Annotated in this window: 14 protein-coding genes; 7 read left to right on the top strand and 7 right to left on the bottom strand. The window is 69.4% G+C overall.

The features are described 5' to 3' along the window. Positions 1-19 precede the first annotated feature (19 nt). On the bottom strand, positions 20-1,669 hold the full coding sequence (araB, locus tag LNW73_RS33475; RefSeq protein WP_285393773.1) for a ribulokinase: 1,650 nt from the start codon (positions 1,667-1,669) through the stop codon (positions 20-22). Positions 1,670-2,326: 657 nt separating this feature from the next. Here araB and chvE point away from each other — a divergent pair. The 3 genes from chvE to mmsB all read left to right on the top strand — a co-directional run bounded on the left by chvE (position 2,327) and on the right by mmsB (position 6,339). Then, positions 2,327-3,424, top strand: coding sequence for a multiple monosaccharide ABC transporter substrate-binding protein (gene chvE / locus LNW73_RS33470; RefSeq protein WP_374118247.1), 1,098 nt, complete (start codon positions 2,327-2,329; stop codon positions 3,422-3,424). A 110-nt stretch (positions 3,425-3,534) separates the two neighbouring features. After that, on the top strand, positions 3,535-5,082 hold the full coding sequence (gene mmsA / locus LNW73_RS33465) for a multiple monosaccharide ABC transporter ATP-binding protein (protein WP_250992576.1): 1,548 nt from the start codon (positions 3,535-3,537) through the stop codon (positions 5,080-5,082). A 3-nt stretch (positions 5,083-5,085) separates the two neighbouring features. After that, positions 5,086-6,339, top strand: coding sequence for a multiple monosaccharide ABC transporter permease (gene mmsB / locus LNW73_RS33460; protein ID WP_250992575.1), 1,254 nt, complete (start codon positions 5,086-5,088; stop codon positions 6,337-6,339). 125 nt (positions 6,340-6,464) lie between these two features. On the opposite strand, the gene LNW73_RS33455 is transcribed toward mmsB, so the two are convergent. The 3 genes from LNW73_RS33455 to LNW73_RS33445 form a co-directional block, all read right to left on the bottom strand. Next, on the bottom strand, positions 6,465-7,526 hold the full coding sequence (locus LNW73_RS33455) for a LacI family DNA-binding transcriptional regulator (RefSeq protein ID WP_374118246.1): 1,062 nt from the start codon (positions 7,524-7,526) through the stop codon (positions 6,465-6,467). A gap of 142 nt (positions 7,527-7,668) precedes the next feature. After that, entirely contained in the window at positions 7,669-8,685 is a 1,017-nt protein-coding gene (locus tag LNW73_RS33450) for a LacI family DNA-binding transcriptional regulator (protein WP_250992573.1), read from the bottom strand. A 175-nt stretch (positions 8,686-8,860) separates the two neighbouring features. Further along, complete coding sequence (locus LNW73_RS33445; RefSeq protein WP_250992572.1) at positions 8,861-9,373, bottom strand: DinB family protein; 513 nt, start codon at positions 9,371-9,373, stop codon at positions 8,861-8,863. 120 nt (positions 9,374-9,493) lie between these two features. Here LNW73_RS33445 and LNW73_RS33440 point away from each other — a divergent pair, with 120 nt between their 5' ends. Then, positions 9,494-9,697: a hypothetical protein gene (locus LNW73_RS33440; RefSeq protein WP_250992571.1), complete on the top strand. Its 204-nt coding sequence runs from the start codon at positions 9,494-9,496 to the stop codon at positions 9,695-9,697. Positions 9,698-9,811: 114 nt separating this feature from the next. Here LNW73_RS33440 and LNW73_RS33435 read toward each other — a convergent pair whose 3' ends face one another. Both LNW73_RS33435 and LNW73_RS33430 read right to left on the bottom strand, forming a co-directional pair. Further along, positions 9,812-11,047 carry a SufS family cysteine desulfurase gene (locus tag LNW73_RS33435; RefSeq protein ID WP_374118245.1) on the bottom strand — a complete coding sequence of 412 codons (1,236 nt, stop codon included), beginning with the start codon at positions 11,045-11,047 and terminating at the stop codon, positions 9,812-9,814. Between the two features lie 154 nt (positions 11,048-11,201). Further along, on the bottom strand, positions 11,202-12,584 hold the full coding sequence (locus LNW73_RS33430) for a family 2B encapsulin nanocompartment shell protein (protein ID WP_250992569.1): 1,383 nt from the start codon (positions 12,582-12,584) through the stop codon (positions 11,202-11,204). A 387-nt stretch (positions 12,585-12,971) separates the two neighbouring features. Between LNW73_RS33430 and LNW73_RS33425 the strand changes: the two genes are divergently transcribed. Continuing rightward, positions 12,972-13,247: a hypothetical protein gene (locus LNW73_RS33425; protein WP_250992568.1), complete on the top strand. Its 276-nt coding sequence runs from the start codon at positions 12,972-12,974 to the stop codon at positions 13,245-13,247. Between the two features lie 479 nt (positions 13,248-13,726). Further along, positions 13,727-14,767, top strand: coding sequence for a DUF1996 domain-containing protein (locus tag LNW73_RS33420; protein WP_250973940.1), 1,041 nt, complete (start codon positions 13,727-13,729; stop codon positions 14,765-14,767). Between the two features lie 164 nt (positions 14,768-14,931). Here LNW73_RS33420 and LNW73_RS36845 read toward each other — a convergent pair whose 3' ends face one another. Then, positions 14,932-17,961 (bottom strand): galactose-binding domain-containing protein, encoded by a 3,030-nt coding sequence (locus LNW73_RS36845; RefSeq protein ID WP_250992567.1) that lies wholly within the window; start codon positions 17,959-17,961, stop codon positions 14,932-14,934. Positions 17,962-18,281: 320 nt separating this feature from the next. Between LNW73_RS36845 and LNW73_RS33410 the strand changes: the two genes are divergently transcribed. Beyond that, entirely contained in the window at positions 18,282-19,580 is a 1,299-nt protein-coding gene (locus tag LNW73_RS33410; RefSeq protein ID WP_250992566.1) for an ABC transporter substrate-binding protein, read from the top strand. The last annotated feature ends 21 nt before the right edge of the window (positions 19,581-19,601 follow it).

Genomic DNA, 19,601 nt, shown 5'->3' with positions numbered 1-19,601 from the left:
TGGCGGCCTTCCGTACGGGTCAGTTGGCGGCAGAGGTGCCGGTCGCGTTGCGCAACTCGCGCAGTCGGTGCAGCACGCCCCTGTGCTCGCCGCCGAGCAGGTCGTGCAGGGCGCGGTACTCGGCGAACAGCCGGTCGTACGCGTCGGCACGGGCCGCGTCCGGGAGGTACCGGTCCCGGTGCACGCGCCCCATCCGCTCGGCCGCGGCCGGCACGTTCTCGTACGCCCCGGCCGCCACCGCCGCGTGGATGGCGGAGCCCAGCGCCGGGGCCTGTTCTGAGGCGGCGACGCTCAGCGGGCGGCGCAGCACGTCCGCGTAGATCTGCATCAGCAGCGCGTTCCTGGTGAGGCCTCCGGCCACCGTGAAGCGGGTGACGGGGACGCCGGACTTCTCGAAGGCCTCGACGATGACCCGGGTGCCGAAGGCGGTCGACTCGAGCAGCGCACGGTAGATCTCCGGCGGCCGGGTGGCCAGCGTGGCACCGACCAGCACCCCGGAGAGCCGGTGGTCGACCAGCACCGACCGGTTTCCGTTCCACCAGTCGAGCGCCACCAGGCCGTGCCCGCCCACCGGTTGGCCGGCGGCCAGCCGGGTCAAGTGCTCATGCAGGCTGATGCCTTCGGCGGCGGCCTGCTCGTGGTAGGTCGGCGGGATGCCGTGCTCGACGAACCAGCCGAAGATGTCCCCGACGCCGCTCTGCCCGGCCTCGAAGCCCCACAGCCCGTCGACCACTCCCCCGTCGACCACCCCGCACATGCCGGGGACCTCGGCCACCTGCTCGCCGTTGAGGATGTGACAGGTGGAGGTGCCCATCACGGCGAGCAGCTCGCCGGGTCCGGCCGACCGTGCCGCCGGGGCGGTGACGTGGGCGTCCACGTTGCCGACCGCGACGGCGATGCCCTCCGGGAGCCCGGTCCAGGCGGCGGCCCGGGCCGTCAGGCCACCGGCCCGGTCGCCCAGCGGGGAGAGCGGGTGCTCCAGCCTGGTCCGCGCGAAGTCCGCGAAGGCGGGGTTGAGAGCGGCCAGGTACCCGGTCGACGGGTAGCCACCGTTCTGGTGGATCCCCTTGTATCCGGCCGTGCAGGTGTTGCGGGTCTCGACGCCGGTGAGCTGCCAGACGATCCAGTCCGCCGCCTCGATCCAGCGGTCGGTGCGCCGGTAGGTGTCCGGGTCCTCCTCCAGCACCTGGAGGGCCTTGGCGTACTGCCACTCGGAGGAGATCAGACCGCCGTAGCGGGCGATCCAGTCCTCACCGCGCTCGTGGGCGAGCGCGGTGATCCGGTCGGCCTGGGGCTGGGCCGCATGGTGCTTCCACAGCTTCGGCCAGGCGTGCGGCCGGGACCCGAGCTCCGGACGAAGGCAGAGCGGGGTGCCGTCGGCGCTGGTGGGAAGGCAGGTGGAGGCCGTGAAGTCGGTGCCGATACCGATCACCGCGGCGGGGTCGATCCCGGCGGCGGCGATGGCCTCGGGGACGGCGCGGCGGATCACGTCCAGCCAGTCCTCCGGATGCTGGAGGGCCCAGTCCGGTGGCAGCGGGACGTTGCTGCCCGGCAATCGGTCGTCGATCACCGCATGGGAGTACTCATGGACGGCGCTGCCGATCTCGGCACCGTCCGACACCCGGACGACGACGGCGCGTCCGGAGAGCGTGCCGAAGTCGATGCCCAGGACGTAGTCGGTCCGGGTGGTGCGGGAGGCCCCGGTGGCCGCGGCCCCGGCAGTGGCGGGCAAGGCGCCAGCCGAATTGTTAGCGTTAACAATCATGAGTCGAGCTCTCCGTTGCGTGAGTTGGGACGGTGGGGCTTGACGGGCGGGGCCGGCGCCCGACCCAAGAACCGGCGACCCCGGCATGTTGCCCGAAGGTTTCCGACCCCCAGAGTGTGAGCGTTAACAACAGATGGCGTCAATGCTCCGCGCAGATCACAAATCGACAACGGGCGGCGGCCCGCGTGATGCCGCCCCATGCCGTGCGCCGCCGCCCCATGCCCCCTGCGACGCCGGCCCGATGGCTTGCGATGCCGTGCGGTGCCGTGCGGACGCCGCCCTGATGGTGTGCGATTCGAAACGGTGACCCTCCGGGCCTTGACGCTCGTTCTGTTAGCGTTAACACTCTTGTAACGCCAGGCCGGCGCCATGGCCCGGCCGGGCATCGGCGGGCTTGTCAGCAGCCACCGGGCCCCTGTCGGACGAGCCAGATCCGTGCGCGATTCCTGCGCGCTCATCACACCCCGCCCCAGCACGGGGACTCGACCGGTCCGAGGACACCGGGGTCACGCGGACGCCGTACGCGGGTCCCGCTGATCGCGGCACATCACTGGAGGAAGTGTGCGGAAAATTTCGACGGGCCTCGCCCTGGTTGCGCTAACAATGGTGTTGGCCGCCTGCGGGCAGAGTGCCAACGGCGTCGGCGCCCATGCGAAACACCCTGACGCCAAGGGCGGTTTGGTCGGTATCGCAATGCCCACCAAATCCTCGGAACGGTGGATCAACGACGGCGCCAACATGGTCAAGCAGTTCCAGGACAAGGGGTACAGGACGGATCTCCAGTACGGCGACAACGTCGTGGAGAACCAGGTGTCCCAGATCGAGAACATGATCACCAAGGGCGCCCGGCTGCTGGTCATCGCGGCAGTCGACGGCTCGTCACTCACCGATGTGCTGCAGAAGGCGGCCGACGCCGACATCCCGGTGATCTCCTACGACCGGCTCATCCTCGGCACCAAGAACGTCGACTACTACGCGACCTTCGACAACTACAAGGTCGGCGTCCTCCAGGGCACCTACATCGCCGACAAGCTCGGCCTCAAGGACGGCAAGGGCCCGTTCAACGTCGAGCTGTTCGGCGGCTCACCGGACGACAACAACTCCCCGTACTTCTTCCAGGGCGCGATGAGCGTGCTCAAGCCGTACCTCGACGACAAGAAGCTCGTCGTCCGCAGCGGCCAGACCAACTTCAACCAGATCGCCACCCTGCGCTGGGACGGCGGGCTCGCGCAGTCCCGGATGGACAACCTGCTCAGCAAGTCCTACTCGACGGCCCGGGTCGACGCGGTGCTCTCCCCCTACGACGGCATCTCGATCGGCATCCTGTCATCCCTCAAGGGCGTCGGATACGGCGGGTCGGGCAAGGAACTGCCCATCGTCACCGGTCAGGACGCCGAACTGGCGTCGGTGAAGTCCATCATCGCCGGCGAGCAGACCCAGACCGTCTCCAAGGACACCCGGGCGCTCGCCAAGGTGGCCGTGCAGATGGGCGACGCGCTGCTCACCGGCGGCAAGCCCCAGGTCAACGACACCAAGCAGTACAACAACGGCACCAGGGTCGTACCGGCCTTCCTGCTGCAGCCGGTCAGTGTCGACAAGGACAACTACCGCAAGGTGCTGGTCGACACCGGGCAGCTCTCCGCCGCTCAGCTCAAGTAGCCGACTCCGAGAGCGTGTTCCCCACTACCCACCGAACTTCCCCGCCCCGCCTCCGACCTGCCCCCGACCCGCCCCCCCAACCCTGACCCCGACCCGAACGGATGCCCATCATGGCCGGACCCGTCCTGGAGATGCGTTCGATCAGCAAGTCCTTCCCCGGCGTCAAAGCGCTCTCCGACGTCACCCTGAGCGTCGCACCCGGCGAAGTCCACGCCGTCTGCGGTGAGAACGGCGCCGGCAAGTCCACCCTGATGAAGGTGCTCAGCGGGGTGTACCCGCACGGCTCGTACGAGGGCGAGATCCTCTTCGAGGGTGAGCCGTGCGCCTTCAAGGACATCCGGGCGAGCGAGCAGCGCGGCATCGTGATCATCCATCAGGAACTCGCCCTGGTGCCCTATCTCTCCATCGCCGAGAACATCTTCCTCGGCAACGAACACGCCTCGCACGGCATCATCAGCTGGCACCGCAGCCTCACCCACGCGAAGAAGCTGCTCCAGCGGGTCGGTCTGCACGAGAACCCGCAGACCCGGATCGCGGACATCGGGGTGGGCAAACAGCAGTTGGTCGAGATCGCCAAGGCGCTCGCCAAGGAGGTGAAGCTGCTGATCCTGGACGAGCCGACGGCCGCGCTGAACGACGAGGACAGCCGCAAGCTGCTCGACCTCATCCTCGAACTCAAGGCGCAGGGGATCTCCTGCATCATCATCTCGCACAAGCTCAACGAGATCGCCCGCGTAGCCGACTCCGTCACCATCCTGCGGGACGGCCGGACCATCGAGACCGTCGCCGTCGGCACCGAGGGCATCTCCGAGGACCGCATCATCCGGGGCATGGTCGGCCGCGACCTGGACCACCGTTTCCCCGAACGCACTCCCGACATCGGCGACGTCGCCTTCGCCGTCGAGGAGTGGACCGTCCTCCATCCGATCGACCATCAGCGCAAGGTCGTCGACGCGGTCTCCGTCCATGTGCGGCGCGGCGAGATCGTCGGTGTCGCGGGGCTGATGGGCGCCGGGCGTACCGAACTCGCGATGAGCGTGTTCGGCCGCTCCTACGGCCGGTACACCGGGGGCCGGGTGCTGTTGAACGGAGTGGAGATCAGGACCCGTACGGTTCCGGAGGCGATCGGGCACGGCCTCGCGTACGTCACCGAGGACCGCAAGCAGCTCGGGCTCCATCTGACCGAGGACATCAGTCGCAACATCTCGCTGAGCGCGCTCGGGAAGGTCGCCCGGCGCGGCTGGGTCAACGAGCACGAGGAGACACGGGTCGCGGAGAGGTTCCGCGCCTCGATGAACATCAAGGCGCCCTCCGTCTTCGCGGCGACCGGCAAGCTCAGCGGCGGCAACCAGCAGAAGGTCGTCCTCAGCAAGTGGATCTTCTCCGAGCCCGACGTACTGATCCTCGACGAGCCCACCCGCGGCATCGACGTCGGTGCGAAGGCCGAGATCTACACGGTGATCGCCGAGCTGGCCGCCCAGGGCAAGGCGGTGCTGGTCATCTCCTCGGAACTGCCCGAGCTGCTGGGCCTGTGCGACCGGATCTACACGATGGCCGAGGGCCGGCTCACCGGCGAGGTGGACCGCGCCGACGCCACTCAGGAATCACTCATGCGCCTCATGACCGTGAGCGCGGCAACCCAGAACGAGCAGGTGTGACGCATGGCCCAGACACAGACCTCCGGCATCGAGGCGAGCACACCGGCCGACGACAGGCCGACAGGCCCTGAGGGCGGTGGTGGCGGGGTGGGAGAACAGCTGGTCCAGGCCCTGCGCGGCAACATCCGCCAGTACGGCATGCTGGTCGCGCTGGCGCTGATCGTCCTGCTCTTCCAGATCTGGACCGGCGGCACCCTGCTCAAGCCGCTCAACGTCACCAACCTGATCCAGCAGAACAGCTACATCCTGATCCTGGCCATCGGCATGATGATCGTCATCATCGCGGGCCATATCGACCTGTCGGTCGGGTCGCTCGCCGCCTTCATCGGCGCGGCCGCCGCGGTGATGATGGTCAAACACCAGGTGCCCTGGCCGGTGGCGCTCGTCGCCGCGCTGCTGATCGGCGCGGTCGCCGGAGCCTGGCAGGGGTTCTGGATCGCGTACGTCGGCATCCCGTCGTTCATCGTCACGCTGGCCGGCATGCTGCTGTTCCGCGGCGGTACCCAGATCCTGCTCCAGGGCCAGTCGGTGGCCCCGTTCCCGCGTGGCTTCCAGAAGATCAGCAGCGGCTTCATGCCGGAGGTCGGCCCGTACACCGACTACCACAACCTGACGCTGCTGCTCGGGATCGGAGTGCTCGCCATCGCGGTGCTCCAGGAGGTCCGCGGCCGACGGCAGGCCGCCGCCTTCGGGCTCGAACTGCTTCCGCTGGGCTTCTTCCTCGCCAAACTGGCCGCCATCACCGCCGCGGTGACCGTGTTCACCCTGCTCCTCGCCAGCTATCACGGCTTCCCGGTCGTCCTGCTCATCCTGGGCGTCCTGCTGGTCGGCTTCGGTTATCTGATGCGCAACTCGATACTCGGCCGGCACACCTACGCGATCGGCGGGAACGAGCCGGCCGCCCGGTTGTCAGGCGTGAAGAGCAAGCGCGTCGTCTTCCTGGCCTTCGTGAACATGGGCGTCCTGGCCGCGCTGGCCGGTCTGGTCTTCGCGGCCCGGCTCAACGCCGGTACGCCGCAGGCCGGTATCAACTTCGAACTGGAGGCGATCGCGGCGGCCTTCATCGGCGGCGCCTCGGCCGCCGGCGGCGTCGGCACCGTCCTCGGCGCGATCATCGGCGGTCTGGTGCTCGGTGTGCTCAACAACGGCATGTCGCTGGTGGGCATAGGCACCGACTACCAGCAGGTCATCAAGGGGCTGGTGCTGTTGGCGGCCGTCGGCTTCGACGTCTACAACAAGCGCAAGATCGGTTCCTGACGATCCTGACCCGTTCCTGACCCGTCCCGCACCCACCTCATACCCCGCTGTGGGTTTCGCTGCCGGCCCCCGAGAGGTGCTCTCGGGGGCCGGCAGCATGACGTTGCGCCGGTACGCCGGCGGGTTCAGACCACCGGGGTCGTCGTGCTGCCGCGCACGATGAGCTGGGGTTCGATCACATGGTGCGGGACGGCCGTACGGTCGCGGTCGCGGTCGCCGCCCTCGATCCGGTCCAGGAGCAGCCGGATGCTGGCCCGCCCGACCGCGGCGAAGTCCTGCCGGACGGTGGTCAGCGGCGGTGCGAAGAACTCCGCCTCGGGGATGTCGTCGAAGGCGGCGACCGCCACGTCCACGGGGATCCGCACTCCGGCCTCCCGGAAGGCGCGCATGATGCCCAGCGCCATCTGGTCGTTGGCGGCGAACACCGCCGTCAGATCGGAGCCGCCGGCTACCCGGCGGCCGACACGGCCGGCGAGTTCCTGGCCGGCGCGGTAGCCGGAGAGCGGGCTCCAGTCGCCGATCAGCGGTGGTGGCACGTCGGCACCCGCCTCGTGCAGGGCCGCACGCCAGCCCGCCATGCGGGCCGCCGCCTCCAGCCAGTCCTGGGGCCCGGCCACGTGCCAGACGGTGCGGTGGCCGCACCCGAGGAGATGGTCGGTGACCAGCCGGGCACCCAGGTGCTGGTCCACCGACACGCTGGGGATCTCCAGATCGTGGCCGCCCTCGACGGTCACCACCGGGAACGGGTGCCGCAGCTCGAAGAGCGCGGCCGCCGCCTCGCGCTGCGGGGTGATGACCACGGCCCCCTCGACGCCCCATTCACCGAGGTGTTCCAACGCCTCGGTGAGGCTGTGCCGGCTGAGTGCCCGCCCGCTCACGGTCGAGACCATGTACCCCTCGGCACGGGCCGACTCCGCCAGCCCCGCGACCGTGCTGGCCGGGCCGAACAGCGTGGTGTCCGCCGCGACCACGCCCAGCGTGCGGGTGCGCCGGGTCGCCAGGGCCCGCGCGGTGGAGTTGCGACGGTATCCCAGCTCGTCGATCGCCTTCTGTACCCCGGCGCGGGTCACCTCGCGCACGTTCGGATGGCCGCTGAGCACCCGGGACACGGTCTGATGCGAGACGCCCGCCAGCTGGGCGACGTCCGACATGGTGGGCAGACGAGTGTCTTCGGCAGGCCGCGGCACAGACCCTCCTGGAGCTGACACGATGAAGAGCGGATGTGATTGTTAACGATAACAAAGTTGCGCGCCGAGGACCGGGAGCCGGGCTCGGCCACGCAACCGCGGGGGTTCTTCGGGTCCGAACATCACTCATCCGCCGCCGCACTCAGCGGGACGGGACCGGGCCCGTACTCCGTCGCAGCACCATTTCCGGTGGCAGCAGGATGTGCTGTCGGGAGTGGCCGGCGCCGTTGAGCTCCTCCACCAGGAGCTCCAGCGCGCGGCGGCCCAACTCGCCGAAGTCCTGACGCACGGTGGTCAGGGGCGGTGAGAAGTAGGCGGCCTCGGAGATGTCGTCGAACCCGACGACGCTGATGTCGCCGGGGATCGCGCGGCCCGACTCGTGGAGCGCCCGCAGCAGCCCCAGTGCCATGTGGTCGTTGGCGCAGAACACCGCCGTGACCGCGGGGTCCGCCGCGAGCCCCAGACCGGCCTCGTATCCGGAGCGGGCACTCCAGTCCCCGCTCCGCACCGGAGGCACCGGCGCCCCCGCCGCCTTGAGCGCCTTGCGCCAGCCGTTCTGGCGGGCCGTCGTCTCCAACCAGCCGGGCGGGCCGGCGACATGGTGCACCGTGGTGTGCCCGAGATCCAGCAGGTGCCGGGTGGCGGCCAGCGCGCCGGACTCGTTGTCGATCGCCACCACCGGCACACGGGACTCGCTGCCCGAACCGACGGCGACCACCGGCACGACGGTCGAGAGCTTGCCGATCGCGCTCACCGCCGACGTCTGCGGCGCGATCACCGCGATGCCCTCCACGCCTTGGTCACGAAGCCGGTCCACCGCTTCCTGCACCGAGCGGCTGTCCAGGGACCGCAGGCTCGCCACACTGACGAAGTAGCCCGCGCTGCGCGCCGCCTGCTCGATCCCGTCCAGCATCGAGGCGGGCCCGTAGAGCACACTGCCGAAACTGACGACGCCCAGCGTCTGGGAGCGCCGGGTCACCAGGGCCCGGGCCGCCGAATTGGGCCGGTAGTCCAGCTGCCGGATCGCGGCGAGCACCCGGTCCCGCGTCTCCTCGCGTACATGCGACGCCCCGTTGAGAACCCGCGACACCGTCTGATGCGACACGCCCGCGACCCGCGCCACATCCGCCATCACCGGCGGCCGCGCTTCCGGATCCATCCGTCCGCCTCCCACGTGTCGGCCCCCTCATCGGCGAGTACCTGCGGCTGCACACCCTGGGGCGACCTTCGCACGGCATGGGGAAGAGTCTATTTGTTCACGATCACAGAACAAGGCACGGCCCGTCGGGCGGCCTCGAAGTGACGGCCTCCTTCGCCGGCCGCTGCGGGGCGGCTCAGGTCAGGACCATCCAGCGGCGGCCGTCGAGGAGTTCCCGCGCCGCGTCCAGATGGCCCGCGTGGCAGGCGGTCTCCGTGATGACGTGGAGGAGGACGTCTCGGAGGGTGTGCAGGTGGGGTTCGCCGAAGAGGTGGTGGGGCCACCAGGCCAGTGGGGCGTCCGCGGCGGTGGCGGTGATGACCGCGTTCGCGAGGTCCGTCTCCCGGCGGTACCGCTCGAGGACGTCGACGGCCGGGGTATCGGGTCCCACCACCCACGCGTCGTCGATCTCGTCCAGGCTGCGGATGACGTCCTTGTCCCCGGTGAGGACGGCACGGAACCAGAACCGCTCGACGTCCAGGGCGAGGTGCTGGACGAGCCCGAGGCAGTTCCATCCCGACGGCAGCACGACTCGACGCAGCGCGTCCGCGTCCAGCCCGTCGAGGATTCCCAGGACGTGCCGTCGCTGTCCGTCCAGGGACGCCAGGAGCGCCCTGATCTCGGCATCCGGTGTCGGTTCCTGAGTCAATGCACTCTCTCCCGGATATGGCCGCCGGTCACGGAGGCCGGCGGTAGCGGCGGCTCTGTCGGTTACCGCTCCGAAGGATCTCCGCAGCGGCGGTGCCGTGTACAGGGGGTGGCGGCAGACGTGACGAAGCTACCGCGCCCGGCCGTCGCCGCCCGCGACACCGCCACCTGGACGACGTACGCCGCTCCGGGCGGTTGCATCAACCACGCCTGCTGCGAGATCTGCAAGATCAAGGTGAGCACCGGCGTCATCTCGTCCTGCTGGTCCTCGAAGGTGATGAACGCCCGCTTCGACGACTCCTCGATGAGTCACTTCCAGGGCTGAGCAGCGCGACCGTCATGACACACGAAGGGGGTACCCGGCCGGCCGGGCGCCCCCTTCGCCGTCCCGGCCGCGGGCGGCGGGCGTCCCTCCGGGCCTGCTAGGAGCGCTTCCTCGTCACGGCGTGCTGTCGGTGAGCCGGCGCAGGGAGGTTACCAGCTGGTCCACCTCCTCGGATGTGTTGTAGAGCGCGAGTGAGGCGCGTGCCGCGGATTCGAGGCCGTAGTGGGCCAGGGCCGGCTGGGCGCAGTGGTGGCCGGCGCGGATGGCGATGCCGTCGCGGTCCAGCCAGTCGGCCACCGTGGCCGGGTCCTGACCCGCGAGCGTGAAGGTCAGGACGGCGATCCTGTCGGGTGCGGCCCCCACCGTCTCGAGGCCGGGGACCATGGACAGCGCCTGTTGCGCGTAGGACATCAGCCCCTGCTCGTAGGCGGCGACAGCGCTCCGGTCGAAGGAGGTCAGCCAGTTCAGCGCGGCCGACAGTCCGACCACCCCGGAGATATGACCGGTGCCGGCCTCCAGCCGTTGCGGAACGGGTGCGTACGTGGTGCGGGCGAAGCTGACCGAGTCGATCATGTTGCCGCCGCCCTGCCACGGCGGCATGCTCTCCAATACCTCCGGCTTCCCGTACAGCACACCGATGCCCGTTGGACCGAAGATCTTGTGGCCGGAGAACACATAGAAGTCGGCATCCATCTCCTGGACGTCGACCGGAAAATGAGCGACCGCCTGTGCCCCGTCCACCAGCACCTTGGCGCCGTAGCGGTGCGCCAGCGCCGTCATCTCCCGCACCGGCGGGACGGTGCCGAGTACGTTCGACGCGTGGCTGATCGCCACGAGTTGCGTCCGCGACGAGAGCAGGTCGGCGTAGGCGTTCTGGTCGATCTGGCCGTCCGGTCCGAGCGGGACCGGAACCACGCGGGCCCGGGTCTCCTTGGCGATGAGCTGCCAGGGAACGATGTCCGAGTGGTGCTCCAGTACCGGCACCAGGATGTCGTCGCCCGGCCCGAGGTTGGCCCGCCCCCAGCTCTGCGCGACGAGGTTGATCGCCTCCGTGGTGCCGCGCACGAAGACGATGTTCTCCGGAGACGCGGCGCCCAGGAACTCGGCGACCGCGGCCCGGCCCGCCTCGTACGCCTCGGTGGCCTCGCGCGCCAGGGTGTGCGCGCCGCGGTGGATGTTGGAGTTGGTCGCGCTGTAGTAGGCGGCGAGTGCCTCGATCACCTGACGCGGCTTCTGCGTCGTGGCGGCGTTGTCCAGCCAGACCAGCGGATGGCCGTTGACCAGGCGCTGCAGTATCGGGAAGTCCTTGCGAGCCGTCTCAGGAGAGAAGGCACCGCCCTGCCGGCCCATTCCCGACCCCGTCCCCGACCCCGGAGTCGGAGCCGGAGCCGCAGCCGGAGATGCGGCAGGGACCACGCTCGGGGCCGAGCCCGGGGCTGAACCCGGGACCGCACCCGCGACCCCGTTCGGGGTGAGGCCGCCCAGGACCGCGCGCTCCGTAACGTCAGGAGTAGTCATGGTAGTTGTGCACCTCGACGTTCCGGAGGACGGCGGTGGCGTCCTCCACCAGCACCGCGGTGTTGAAGTAGGCCGTCATCAGGTACGAGGTGATGCCCTTCTGGTCGACGCCCATGTTCCGCATCGACAGCGCCGGTTCGACCTCGTCCTGGACCTTCGTCGGCCGCAGCCCCACCACGCCCTGCTCGGCCTCGCCCACCCGCATCAGCAGGATCGAGGTGGTGCTGGCGCCGTTGTGACCCGTGAACCCCACCTTGTCGGAGGGGAGCAGCGGCACTCCCCGCCATGTCAGCAGGGGGCTGCCGAATCTGCTGTCCGTCACCGGGGGCACACCCCGCCGCGTACATTCCCGTCCGAAGGCGGCTATCGCCCGGGGGTGCGCGATGAAGAAGCCGGGCTGCTTCCAGACCTTCGCCAGCAGTTCGTCCAGATCGTCGGGGGTCGGCGAGCCCGTCCGCGACTGCACCCGCTGCCCCGGTGCGACCGTGTTGAGCAGCCCGAACTCCGGGTGGTTCAGCATCGACGACTCCTGGCGCTCGCGCAGCGCCTGGATGGTCAGATTGGCCTGGGCGCGGGTCTGGTCGATGGGCCCGTTGTAGAGATCGGCGACGCGGGTGTGCACCCGCAGCACCGTCTGCGCGAGGCTCATGTGGTACTCCCGCGGCGTGTCCTCGTAGTCCACGAACGTGCCCGGGAGATCGGGTTCTCCGACGTGGCCGGCGGTGAGATCCACCGGCACCTCGGAGCCCGGCACGGGCATGTCCCCGGCGAGGTACGAGTCGAGTGCCGCCTGCAGGTCTTCGCTGCGGGTGGTCAGTCCGGCCAGCGCGCTGCGGTCGGCGCAGAGCGCCACTCCGGAGGTGAGGGCCTTGACCCGGTAGGGCATCGGCTCGGCGCGGGTCCAGGCGTCGAGGTCGAAGAACTGGCCGTCCCCGATCACTTCGAGCAGCGCGTCCTCACCGTATCGGCCCGTCACGCGCTTCTCGGCCCGGCCCTCCACGAGCACCCATATCCGATCGGAGGCGTCGCCCTCCGAGGCCAGTAACTGTCCGGACTCGAAGGTGACCTCCGTGAACGCGGCGGCCAGTTCGGTGAGCAGCGCTTCGTCGGCGTCCCTCAGGTACGGCACCTCCCGCAGGTCCTCCGGGACGATGTGGTGGGTGCCGTCCTCGCTGTAGCTGCTGATCAGGTCGTCGCCCAGGACGAAGGTCCGGCGGCGGTTGACGCGGTAGACACCGGATTCGACGTCCACCCAGGGCAGAGCGCGCAGCAGATAGCGCGGGGTGATGCCGCGCATCTGCGGGCTGGTCTTGGTGGCGGTGGCCAGCTGCCGTGCCGCATCCGGACCGAGACTGAGTCGATCGTTCACAGGAACCTCCTCGAAGACGGGCGTCACATCCGGGCGGTGGCCAGGGATGACGCCGGAACGAGGTGATCGTGGTCTCCGGCATCCGCCGAGAACAAGGCGGCATTATTCGCATTGGGCCTGAAATATGTGATTCGCGAAGCGTGCACCCTCGCGGCCTCGGGAATCCCAGCTGCGCGCACGCTTCCAGCCCTTATATATGACGTAATTTGTTCCCTTATTGAAGCTTTGTGATCCTGAAAGAACCCCTTGGAGGACATTCCGCTCAGTTGGGCCGCCGAGGGGCCCTGCCGGAGGCCCCGCGGGGCCTCCGAGTGGTCTCTGCAGGGCCTCCGGAAGGCCCGCCGTCCCCCGCTCGCCGGGATCCGCCAGAAGTGTGACAGTGGAGAGATGAGCTGGGCGTCATGGACAACCACAGGTGTCTTCGCCGGCCGTGGCGGGGTGCGCACCGACGAGGCCGGAATCCTGACGGGCGACCTCACTGTGCACACCACCTGGTCCGGCGGCGAGGCACGGGTCGCCGTGCAGTACAGCGGCTCATCGGACTGGTTCACGATGACCGGCAGCCCCATCCCCTGCCCGTCGGAGACGGAGAGCCGGACGCTGCACGACGAGGTGGTCCACGCGGTGCGCGCCGGCACGGCCGCCACCGTCCCGCCGCACTGAACGCGATCCCCCGCACAGCGGGCGCCCCTGCTCGCCGGAGGAGGACGGGACAGGCCGTCGGTTGGACCCCTGCGCGCCGTGGACCGGCGCCGTGATCCGGGCTGGAAGAGGTCTCCCCCGCCACCGAAAGAAGTCCGGCCGTCGCGGTCGGGCGATTGTTCATGCCCGGCCAGGGAACGGTCCCGCACCCGCGCCTGGACAATGACGGCACGGTCCGTGACCACGATCAGCAGAGAGCCGTCTCGTTGGCGCTGACGGTGCACCCGGCCCTTCGGTGCTGGAGAGCGCTCCCCCAAGGGCGTTGGCGACGGCGGCCAGGAGAAGCAGGCGGACGGGCCCACCCGAGCCGGACCGGAACATTACCCCCTCAACACCCTCTTTATGCCCGCGAGTTCATCTTCTATTGACATGTTCGCGCGGCCGGCGAAACACTGTTGACGCTTTCGGAGAGCGCTCTCCCGCAGGTCTTGGAGGCCCGCATGGTACGCAAGTCCAGACTCTTCTCCGGTGGTCTGATCGCCACCGCCGCCGCTCTGGTGGCGTTCGGGTTGAATACGATCGGCGCCACCGCCACCCCTGGCGCCGACCCCGCCGCCCAGGCGGCGTCCCACCTCGGGCACACCGCCGCCATGATGGCGGCCCCGGCCGGGACCTACGTACTCGCCGACCCGCAGGTCACCGGCGTGGTCCCGTCCCAGGCCACCCCGCCCAACCGGTACTTCCACGAGTTCCAGGCCAACTGCTCGGTCACCCGCAACATCCCGGACGATCCGATCGTCTACCCCGGTCAGCCCGGCGCCTCGCACGATCACACCTTCATGGGCAACACCACGACGGACGCGAACAGCACCCAGGCATCGCTGAACGCCGGCGGCACCTCGTGCAAGGCGCCCGGCGACAAGAGCGGTTACTGGATGCCGACGCTCTACAACGGCAACCAGGTCATCAAGCCGATCGGGCCCCAGGTCATCTACTACAAGACCAATCTCATCGACTACACCAGCGTCCGGCCGTTCCCCAAGGGACTGCGCTTCGTCGTCGGCAGCCCGATGGCGACCGCCGACCAGTTCCGGCAGGACCCTGGGTACGTGGCGGGTTGGGAGTGCGGTGACAGCTACCACAACATCGACTTCCCGGTCACCTGCACGCCGGGCAGCCAGCTCAACATCCGCTACCAGGCCCCCAGTTGCTGGGACGGCAAGTACCTGGACACCCCCGACCACAAGAGCCACATGGCCTACCCGGTCAACGGCCGGTGCACGGCGGACCACCCGGTCGCCCTGCCGATGATCGAGTTCAAGATGGCCTTCCCGGTCTCCGGGGACATGTCCCAGGTCCGGCTCTCCAGCGGCCGGGCCTTCTCGTTCCACTACGACTTCTACAACGCCTGGGACGCACCCACCCTCAGCGCCCTGGTCACCCACTGCATCGACGGCGGCCTGCAGTGCGACGCCCGCGGCTACGACCAGACCCACCCCGAGGCCGGCGCCGCCCTCAACGACCAGTACGTCCTCCCGTAGTCCGGCACCACAGGCACCACCAGAACCACAGGCACCACACTCCCCCCCCAGCTCAGCACTCCACCCCCACCTCAGCGCTCTCCGTGCACAGCACTCGGCCGGCCCGGTCACTCACCGGGCCGGCCGAGGTCGTCACCAGATACGCCGGCCGCCGCCGGCCGCCGTCAGCTGTAGACGCCGAACTCGTACAGCGAGTAGCCGTACGCGGTCCCGCGCTGCGTCATGTTCAGCCGCACGTATCGTCCGGACGCGTTGACGGCGAGGTCCTCGATACCGCCGGTGCCGGTCGTGGTGGAGTAGGCCGTGCTCCAGTTGGTCCCGTCGTTCGACGTCTGGACCTGGTACGCCTTGCCGTAGGCGCCCTCCCAGCCGAGCTGCACGTGGTGCAGTGCGGTGACCTGGCCCAGGTCCACCTGGAGCCACTGCGGGTCGCTCCACTCACTGGCCCAGCGGGTGTCCCACTTGCCGTCCGTGGTGTTGGACGGTGGGAAGGGCGCGCCGTTGCCCTGCGACTGGTAGGTCGACGCGGTGGTCGGCCTGCCGAGGGCGACGTTGGTGCCGTTGACCGGTGGGGCGGTCACCCGGAAGGACCTGGTCTCGATGCCCACGTTGCCGTGCCCGTCGTAGGCGTAGACGTAGACCTTCCACACCCCCAGCGTCTTCGGGGCGGTGACGGTGAAGCGGCCGTCGCCGGTCTGGGTGAAGGTGACCTGCTGGAAGCCGGTGTTCCCGTCGACGTATTTGCTGGTGTACATCAGCTGGTAGCGCAGCGCGTCGCCGTCCGGGTCGGAGGTGGTGGTGCTGACCGTGAAGGTGCCGCCGGCCGGCACGGTCGTGGTGTTGTTCAGGCTCATCGCGCTGATCACCGGCGGGGTGTTGGTCTGCGGGGTGCCGCCGTAGTCCTTGGCGACGGAATAGTAGGCAAGCCGCTTCCAGCCGCTGGGGCGGACGTTGAACCAGATGCCGCCGAAATCGTTCTCGTTGCCGTAGTGGAACAGCGTGGCGCCGAGTGCGACCCCGGCGTGCCCGGAAATGCAGTTCCAGGCGCTGAGGTAGCCGTCCTGCTTCTGGATGTCGGTGGGCTCGGTCGGGACGCCGTTCGCGTCGTTGGGCACCTCCCACTCACCGGCCTCGCCGGACTCGGTGACGATGTACGGCTTGGTGTAGCCGCCGTCGGTCCAGTTCTTCCTGACGTCGCAGACCGCGCCGTAGGAGTTGACGGCGTACAGGTCCAGGCTCGGGGTGCTCGCCTTGTAGTACGCCCAGGCGCCGGTCCAGGCGTCGGTGGAGGTCACGGGGTGGTTGGGGTCGATGGCGTGGATCGCCTGGGTGACCTGCTCGACGAACTGGGCGTAGGCGACGCGCTGTTGCCCGATCGCGGGTCCCGAGTAGTGGTCCTGCATGGTGAGCAGCACCTCGTTGCCGACGTCCCACATCAGGACGCCGGGATGGTCCTTGTAGGTGGTCACCCACTTCTTGATGTCGGCGAGGGCGGCGGCCTTGTACGCAGCGTCGTTGACGTAGTCCGCGCCCTGGTTGAGCCAGAAGCCGTTGATGACCTTCAGGCCGTAGGCGGAGGCGCTGTCCAGCAGCGCCTTGCTGCCCGCGTCCGTGCCCCAGTCGCGCAGCGTGTTGACCCCCATCGACTTCAGATCGCGCATGTGGGCGCCTGCGGTGTCGTTGGAGGGTCCCCAGGTGATGCCCTTGACCTGGTAGGGGGCGCCGTTGACCTTGAGCTGCCAGTTGCCCTGGCCGCCGGTGACGTGCACGTCGCTGGCGCCGGTGGGCACCGGCGGGTCGGTGAGCGGCGCGGGCGCCGGGCCGGTGGTCTGCGAGACGGTGACCTGACCCACGCTGAGGGTGCCGCCGGAGCTGGTGGCGGCGGTCGGGGAGGTGCAGCCGCAGATGCTGTTGGGGTACGAACCGCCGATCGACAGGTTCAGGGAGAGAAAGAAGCCGTGGTGGACGGCCGCGTCCCAGGTGCTGACCCCGGTCTGTGACTCGTTGACCTGCCAGATCTGCTTGCCGTCGAGGTACCAGCGGATCTGTTCGTCGGACTTCGAGCGGTCGATGATCTCGGAGTAGGTGTGGAAGCCGGTCTGGCAGCCGGTGCAGTTCGCCAGTCCGCTGCTCAGGCCGGTGTACTCGTCGCAGTTGCCGCCGGGGGCGGTGCCGCAGTGCAGGGTCGCCGCCTGCTGGCTGCGGCCGTGCACGTCCGCCATGATGTCGGTCTCCCCGACGGCGGGCCAGGCGGCGGGGTTGCCGCGGTAGCCGGCGCCGGTGGCGCGGAAGGACGGCCAGTAGCCGATCGCGTTGGCGGGGTTGGGCTGCCTGATCGTCGCGGAGATCTGCAGTTGTCCGCCGGCCGGCGCGGCGAAGTCGCTGCGCCGGGTCTCGATCCGGCCCGATGTCCACGCGTCGCCGTTCTTCAGCGCGGTGATGTTCAGGTTGCCGCCGCCGTCGAGGCCGACGTTGGCCGTGGAGTCGGAAGCGGTCTCGACCTCGCCGGTGCCCCAGTTCGCCGGGCCACCGGGGTAGGACGTGCCGGTCCGGGTGATCCAGTTGCCGGCGGAGGGTGCGGTGTTGGCCGCGCCGGTGAAGTCCTCGTTCCACACGGTGGTCCAGTCACCGGCCGGCGGCGGGTCGGTGGGCGGCGGGTCGGTGGGGCCGCCATCGCCGCCGTAGACCTGGAACTCCCACAGCGAGTAGCCGTAGCCGTTGACCCGGGCGGTGCCGTACATCCGGACGTAGCGGCCGGTGGCCGAGATGGCGAGGGTCTCGGTGCCGCCCGCGCCGGTGGTCGTGGAGTAGGGCGTGGTCCAGGTGGTGCCGTCGTCGGAGACCTGGATCTTGTAAGCGGTCGCGTGGTTCTCCCACTTCAGGACGACCTGGCTGACGGCCGACGAGCGGCCGAGGTCGACCTGGAGCCACTGCGGGTCGCTCCACGCGCTGGCCCAGCGGGTGCCGGCGTTGCCGTCGACCGCGGCGGTGGCCGCCAGGCCGTCCCCTTCGGCGGACGAGGCGAGCGCGGGCCTGCCCTGGGACAGCAGAACGGGGTCGGCGGCGTGCGCGCGGCCGACCGGTGCGATCAGCGCGTAGAGCGCGAGGCAGAACGCGATCACGAGCGGGGCCGTCAGTCGGAGTGCGGGAGGGAGGCCGCCGCGCCGTGCGGCGGCGGAGGGGGGAGGTCGCATACCGGGAGTCCTGTCCGGGGCGTGGGGGCGGAGCGCCGGGAGAGCGCTCTCTGAGTGGGGTGATGGTTTCCTTCGCGTTTCCGGAGTGTCAAGCGTTGTGACCGGATCGGGGGTTCTGCCGGCCGCTCCATGTCGGTGAATTGTCAGGGTTGTTGGCATTGACTCGGCCATGGCGTGGATTCCCCGTCCCGCATCCGTCGCGAACCCTTGACAGGCATGACCCTCCGGCAGGAATCTACGGCAGCGGGAGAGCGCTCTCCCAACGCGTTCCAACACCGTTCGCCCCGTGCTCTCCCACCCCCAGCCACCGAGGACCCACCATGCGCGACACCCTCACCAGACGTACGACCCGGCTCGCCGCCGTCGGTGCCACGCTCGTCGGCGCGCTGCTCGTCACCGCCTGCGGCGGCAGCGACGCCAAGCCGGCCGCCGACAGCGCGAACGTCAGGATCACGCTCACCGTCAACCTCTTCTCCGACTTCGGCTACAAGGATCTCTACGCCCAGTACCACCAGCTGCACCCCAACATCACGATCAAGGAGAACCGCGCCGACATGGGGGCGCACCACCAGAACCTGCACGCCCACCTGATGGCCGGCAGCGGCACCGCCGACATCGAGGCCGTGGAGATCGGGCAGATCGCCGGCTTCCAGGGGCAGGCGGGCAAGTTCGTGAACTTCCTCGACCACGGCGTCGACAGGAACCAGTGGGTGCCGTCCAAGACCAAGCCCGCCAGCAGCAAGGACGGCACGTCCCTGTACGGCCTCGGGACCGACATGGGCGGCATGGCGCTCTGCTACCGCAGCGACCTCTTCAAGAAGGCGGGCCTGCCCACCGACCGTGACCAGGTCTCGGCGCTGCTCACGGACTGGAACGCCTACTTCGCCACCGGCAAGCAGTTCCTGGCCAAGAGCCCGGACAAGAAGGCCAAGTGGTTCGACGCGGGCAGCAACGTCTTCTCCGCGATGACCGCGCAGTCGCCGCAGGGCTTCTACGACGACTCGGGCAAGGTCATCGCCGACTCCAACCCGGCGGTCAAGCAGGCCTTCGACCAGGTGGGCGCCGCCGTCAAGGACGGCGAGTCCGCCGGTATCGCCGCGTTCACCCCCGCGTGGGACACCGGCTTCCAGAAGAGCCAGTTCGCCACCGTCACGTGCCCCGCCTGGATGAGTTACGAGTTCAAGGCCAACCCGCCCGTCGGCGGCGGTACGTGGGACATGGCCAGGATTCCCGGCGGCGGGGGCAACTGGGGCGGTTCGTACCTGACGGTTCCGACCCAGGGGAAGCACACCGCGGCGGCCGTGGAGCTGGCCAAGTGGCTCAGCGCGCCGGCCCAGGAGGCGTGGCTGTTCAAGAACAAGGGGTACTTCCCTTCCGACCAGGCGCTGTGGAGCCAGCCGGACATCGCGTCCTTCACCGACCCGCTGTTCAACAACGCGCCCACCGGAAAGATCTTCTCCGAGTCGGCGAAGGCGCTGAACCCGCAGCCGCTGGGCGCGCACGGCGGTGACATCGGCAATGTCTTCGGCAACGGCCTGGTCTCCGTGGAGCAGGGCAAGGCCACCCCGGACAAGGCCTGGAAGAACTCCCTCGCCGAGATCGCCAACATCGGCGGCTGACCGGCGGCTGACCCGCCCGGC

This window comes from Streptomyces sp. RKAG337 (genome assembly GCF_023701715.1).
Taxonomy (GTDB): domain Bacteria; phylum Actinomycetota; class Actinomycetes; order Streptomycetales; family Streptomycetaceae; genus Actinacidiphila.
Note: the sequence above shows the minus strand (reverse complement) of the source record. Positions and strands in the feature narration are given on the sequence as shown.

Excerpts from the sequence above, each read along its gene's own strand:
- LNW73_RS33420 (WP_250973940.1), top strand. The coding sequence starts at position 13,727 with ATGGTACGCAAGTCCAGACTCTTCTCCGGTGGTCTGATCGCCACCGCC.
- mmsB (WP_250992575.1), top strand. The coding sequence starts at position 5,086 with ATGGCCCAGACACAGACCTCCGGCATCGAGGCGAGCACACCGGCCGAC.
- LNW73_RS33435 (WP_374118245.1), bottom strand. The coding sequence starts at position 11,047 with ATGGGCCGGCAGGGCGGTGCCTTCTCTCCTGAGACGGCTCGCAAGGAC.
- LNW73_RS33410 (WP_250992566.1), top strand. The coding sequence starts at position 18,282 with ATGCGCGACACCCTCACCAGACGTACGACCCGGCTCGCCGCCGTCGGT.
- mmsA (WP_250992576.1), top strand. The coding sequence starts at position 3,535 with ATGGCCGGACCCGTCCTGGAGATGCGTTCGATCAGCAAGTCCTTCCCC.
- LNW73_RS33425 (WP_250992568.1), top strand. The coding sequence starts at position 12,972 with ATGAGCTGGGCGTCATGGACAACCACAGGTGTCTTCGCCGGCCGTGGC.
- LNW73_RS36845 (WP_250992567.1), bottom strand. The coding sequence starts at position 17,961 with ATGCGACCTCCCCCCTCCGCCGCCGCACGGCGCGGCGGCCTCCCTCCC.
- LNW73_RS33450 (WP_250992573.1), bottom strand. The coding sequence starts at position 8,685 with ATGGATCCGGAAGCGCGGCCGCCGGTGATGGCGGATGTGGCGCGGGTC.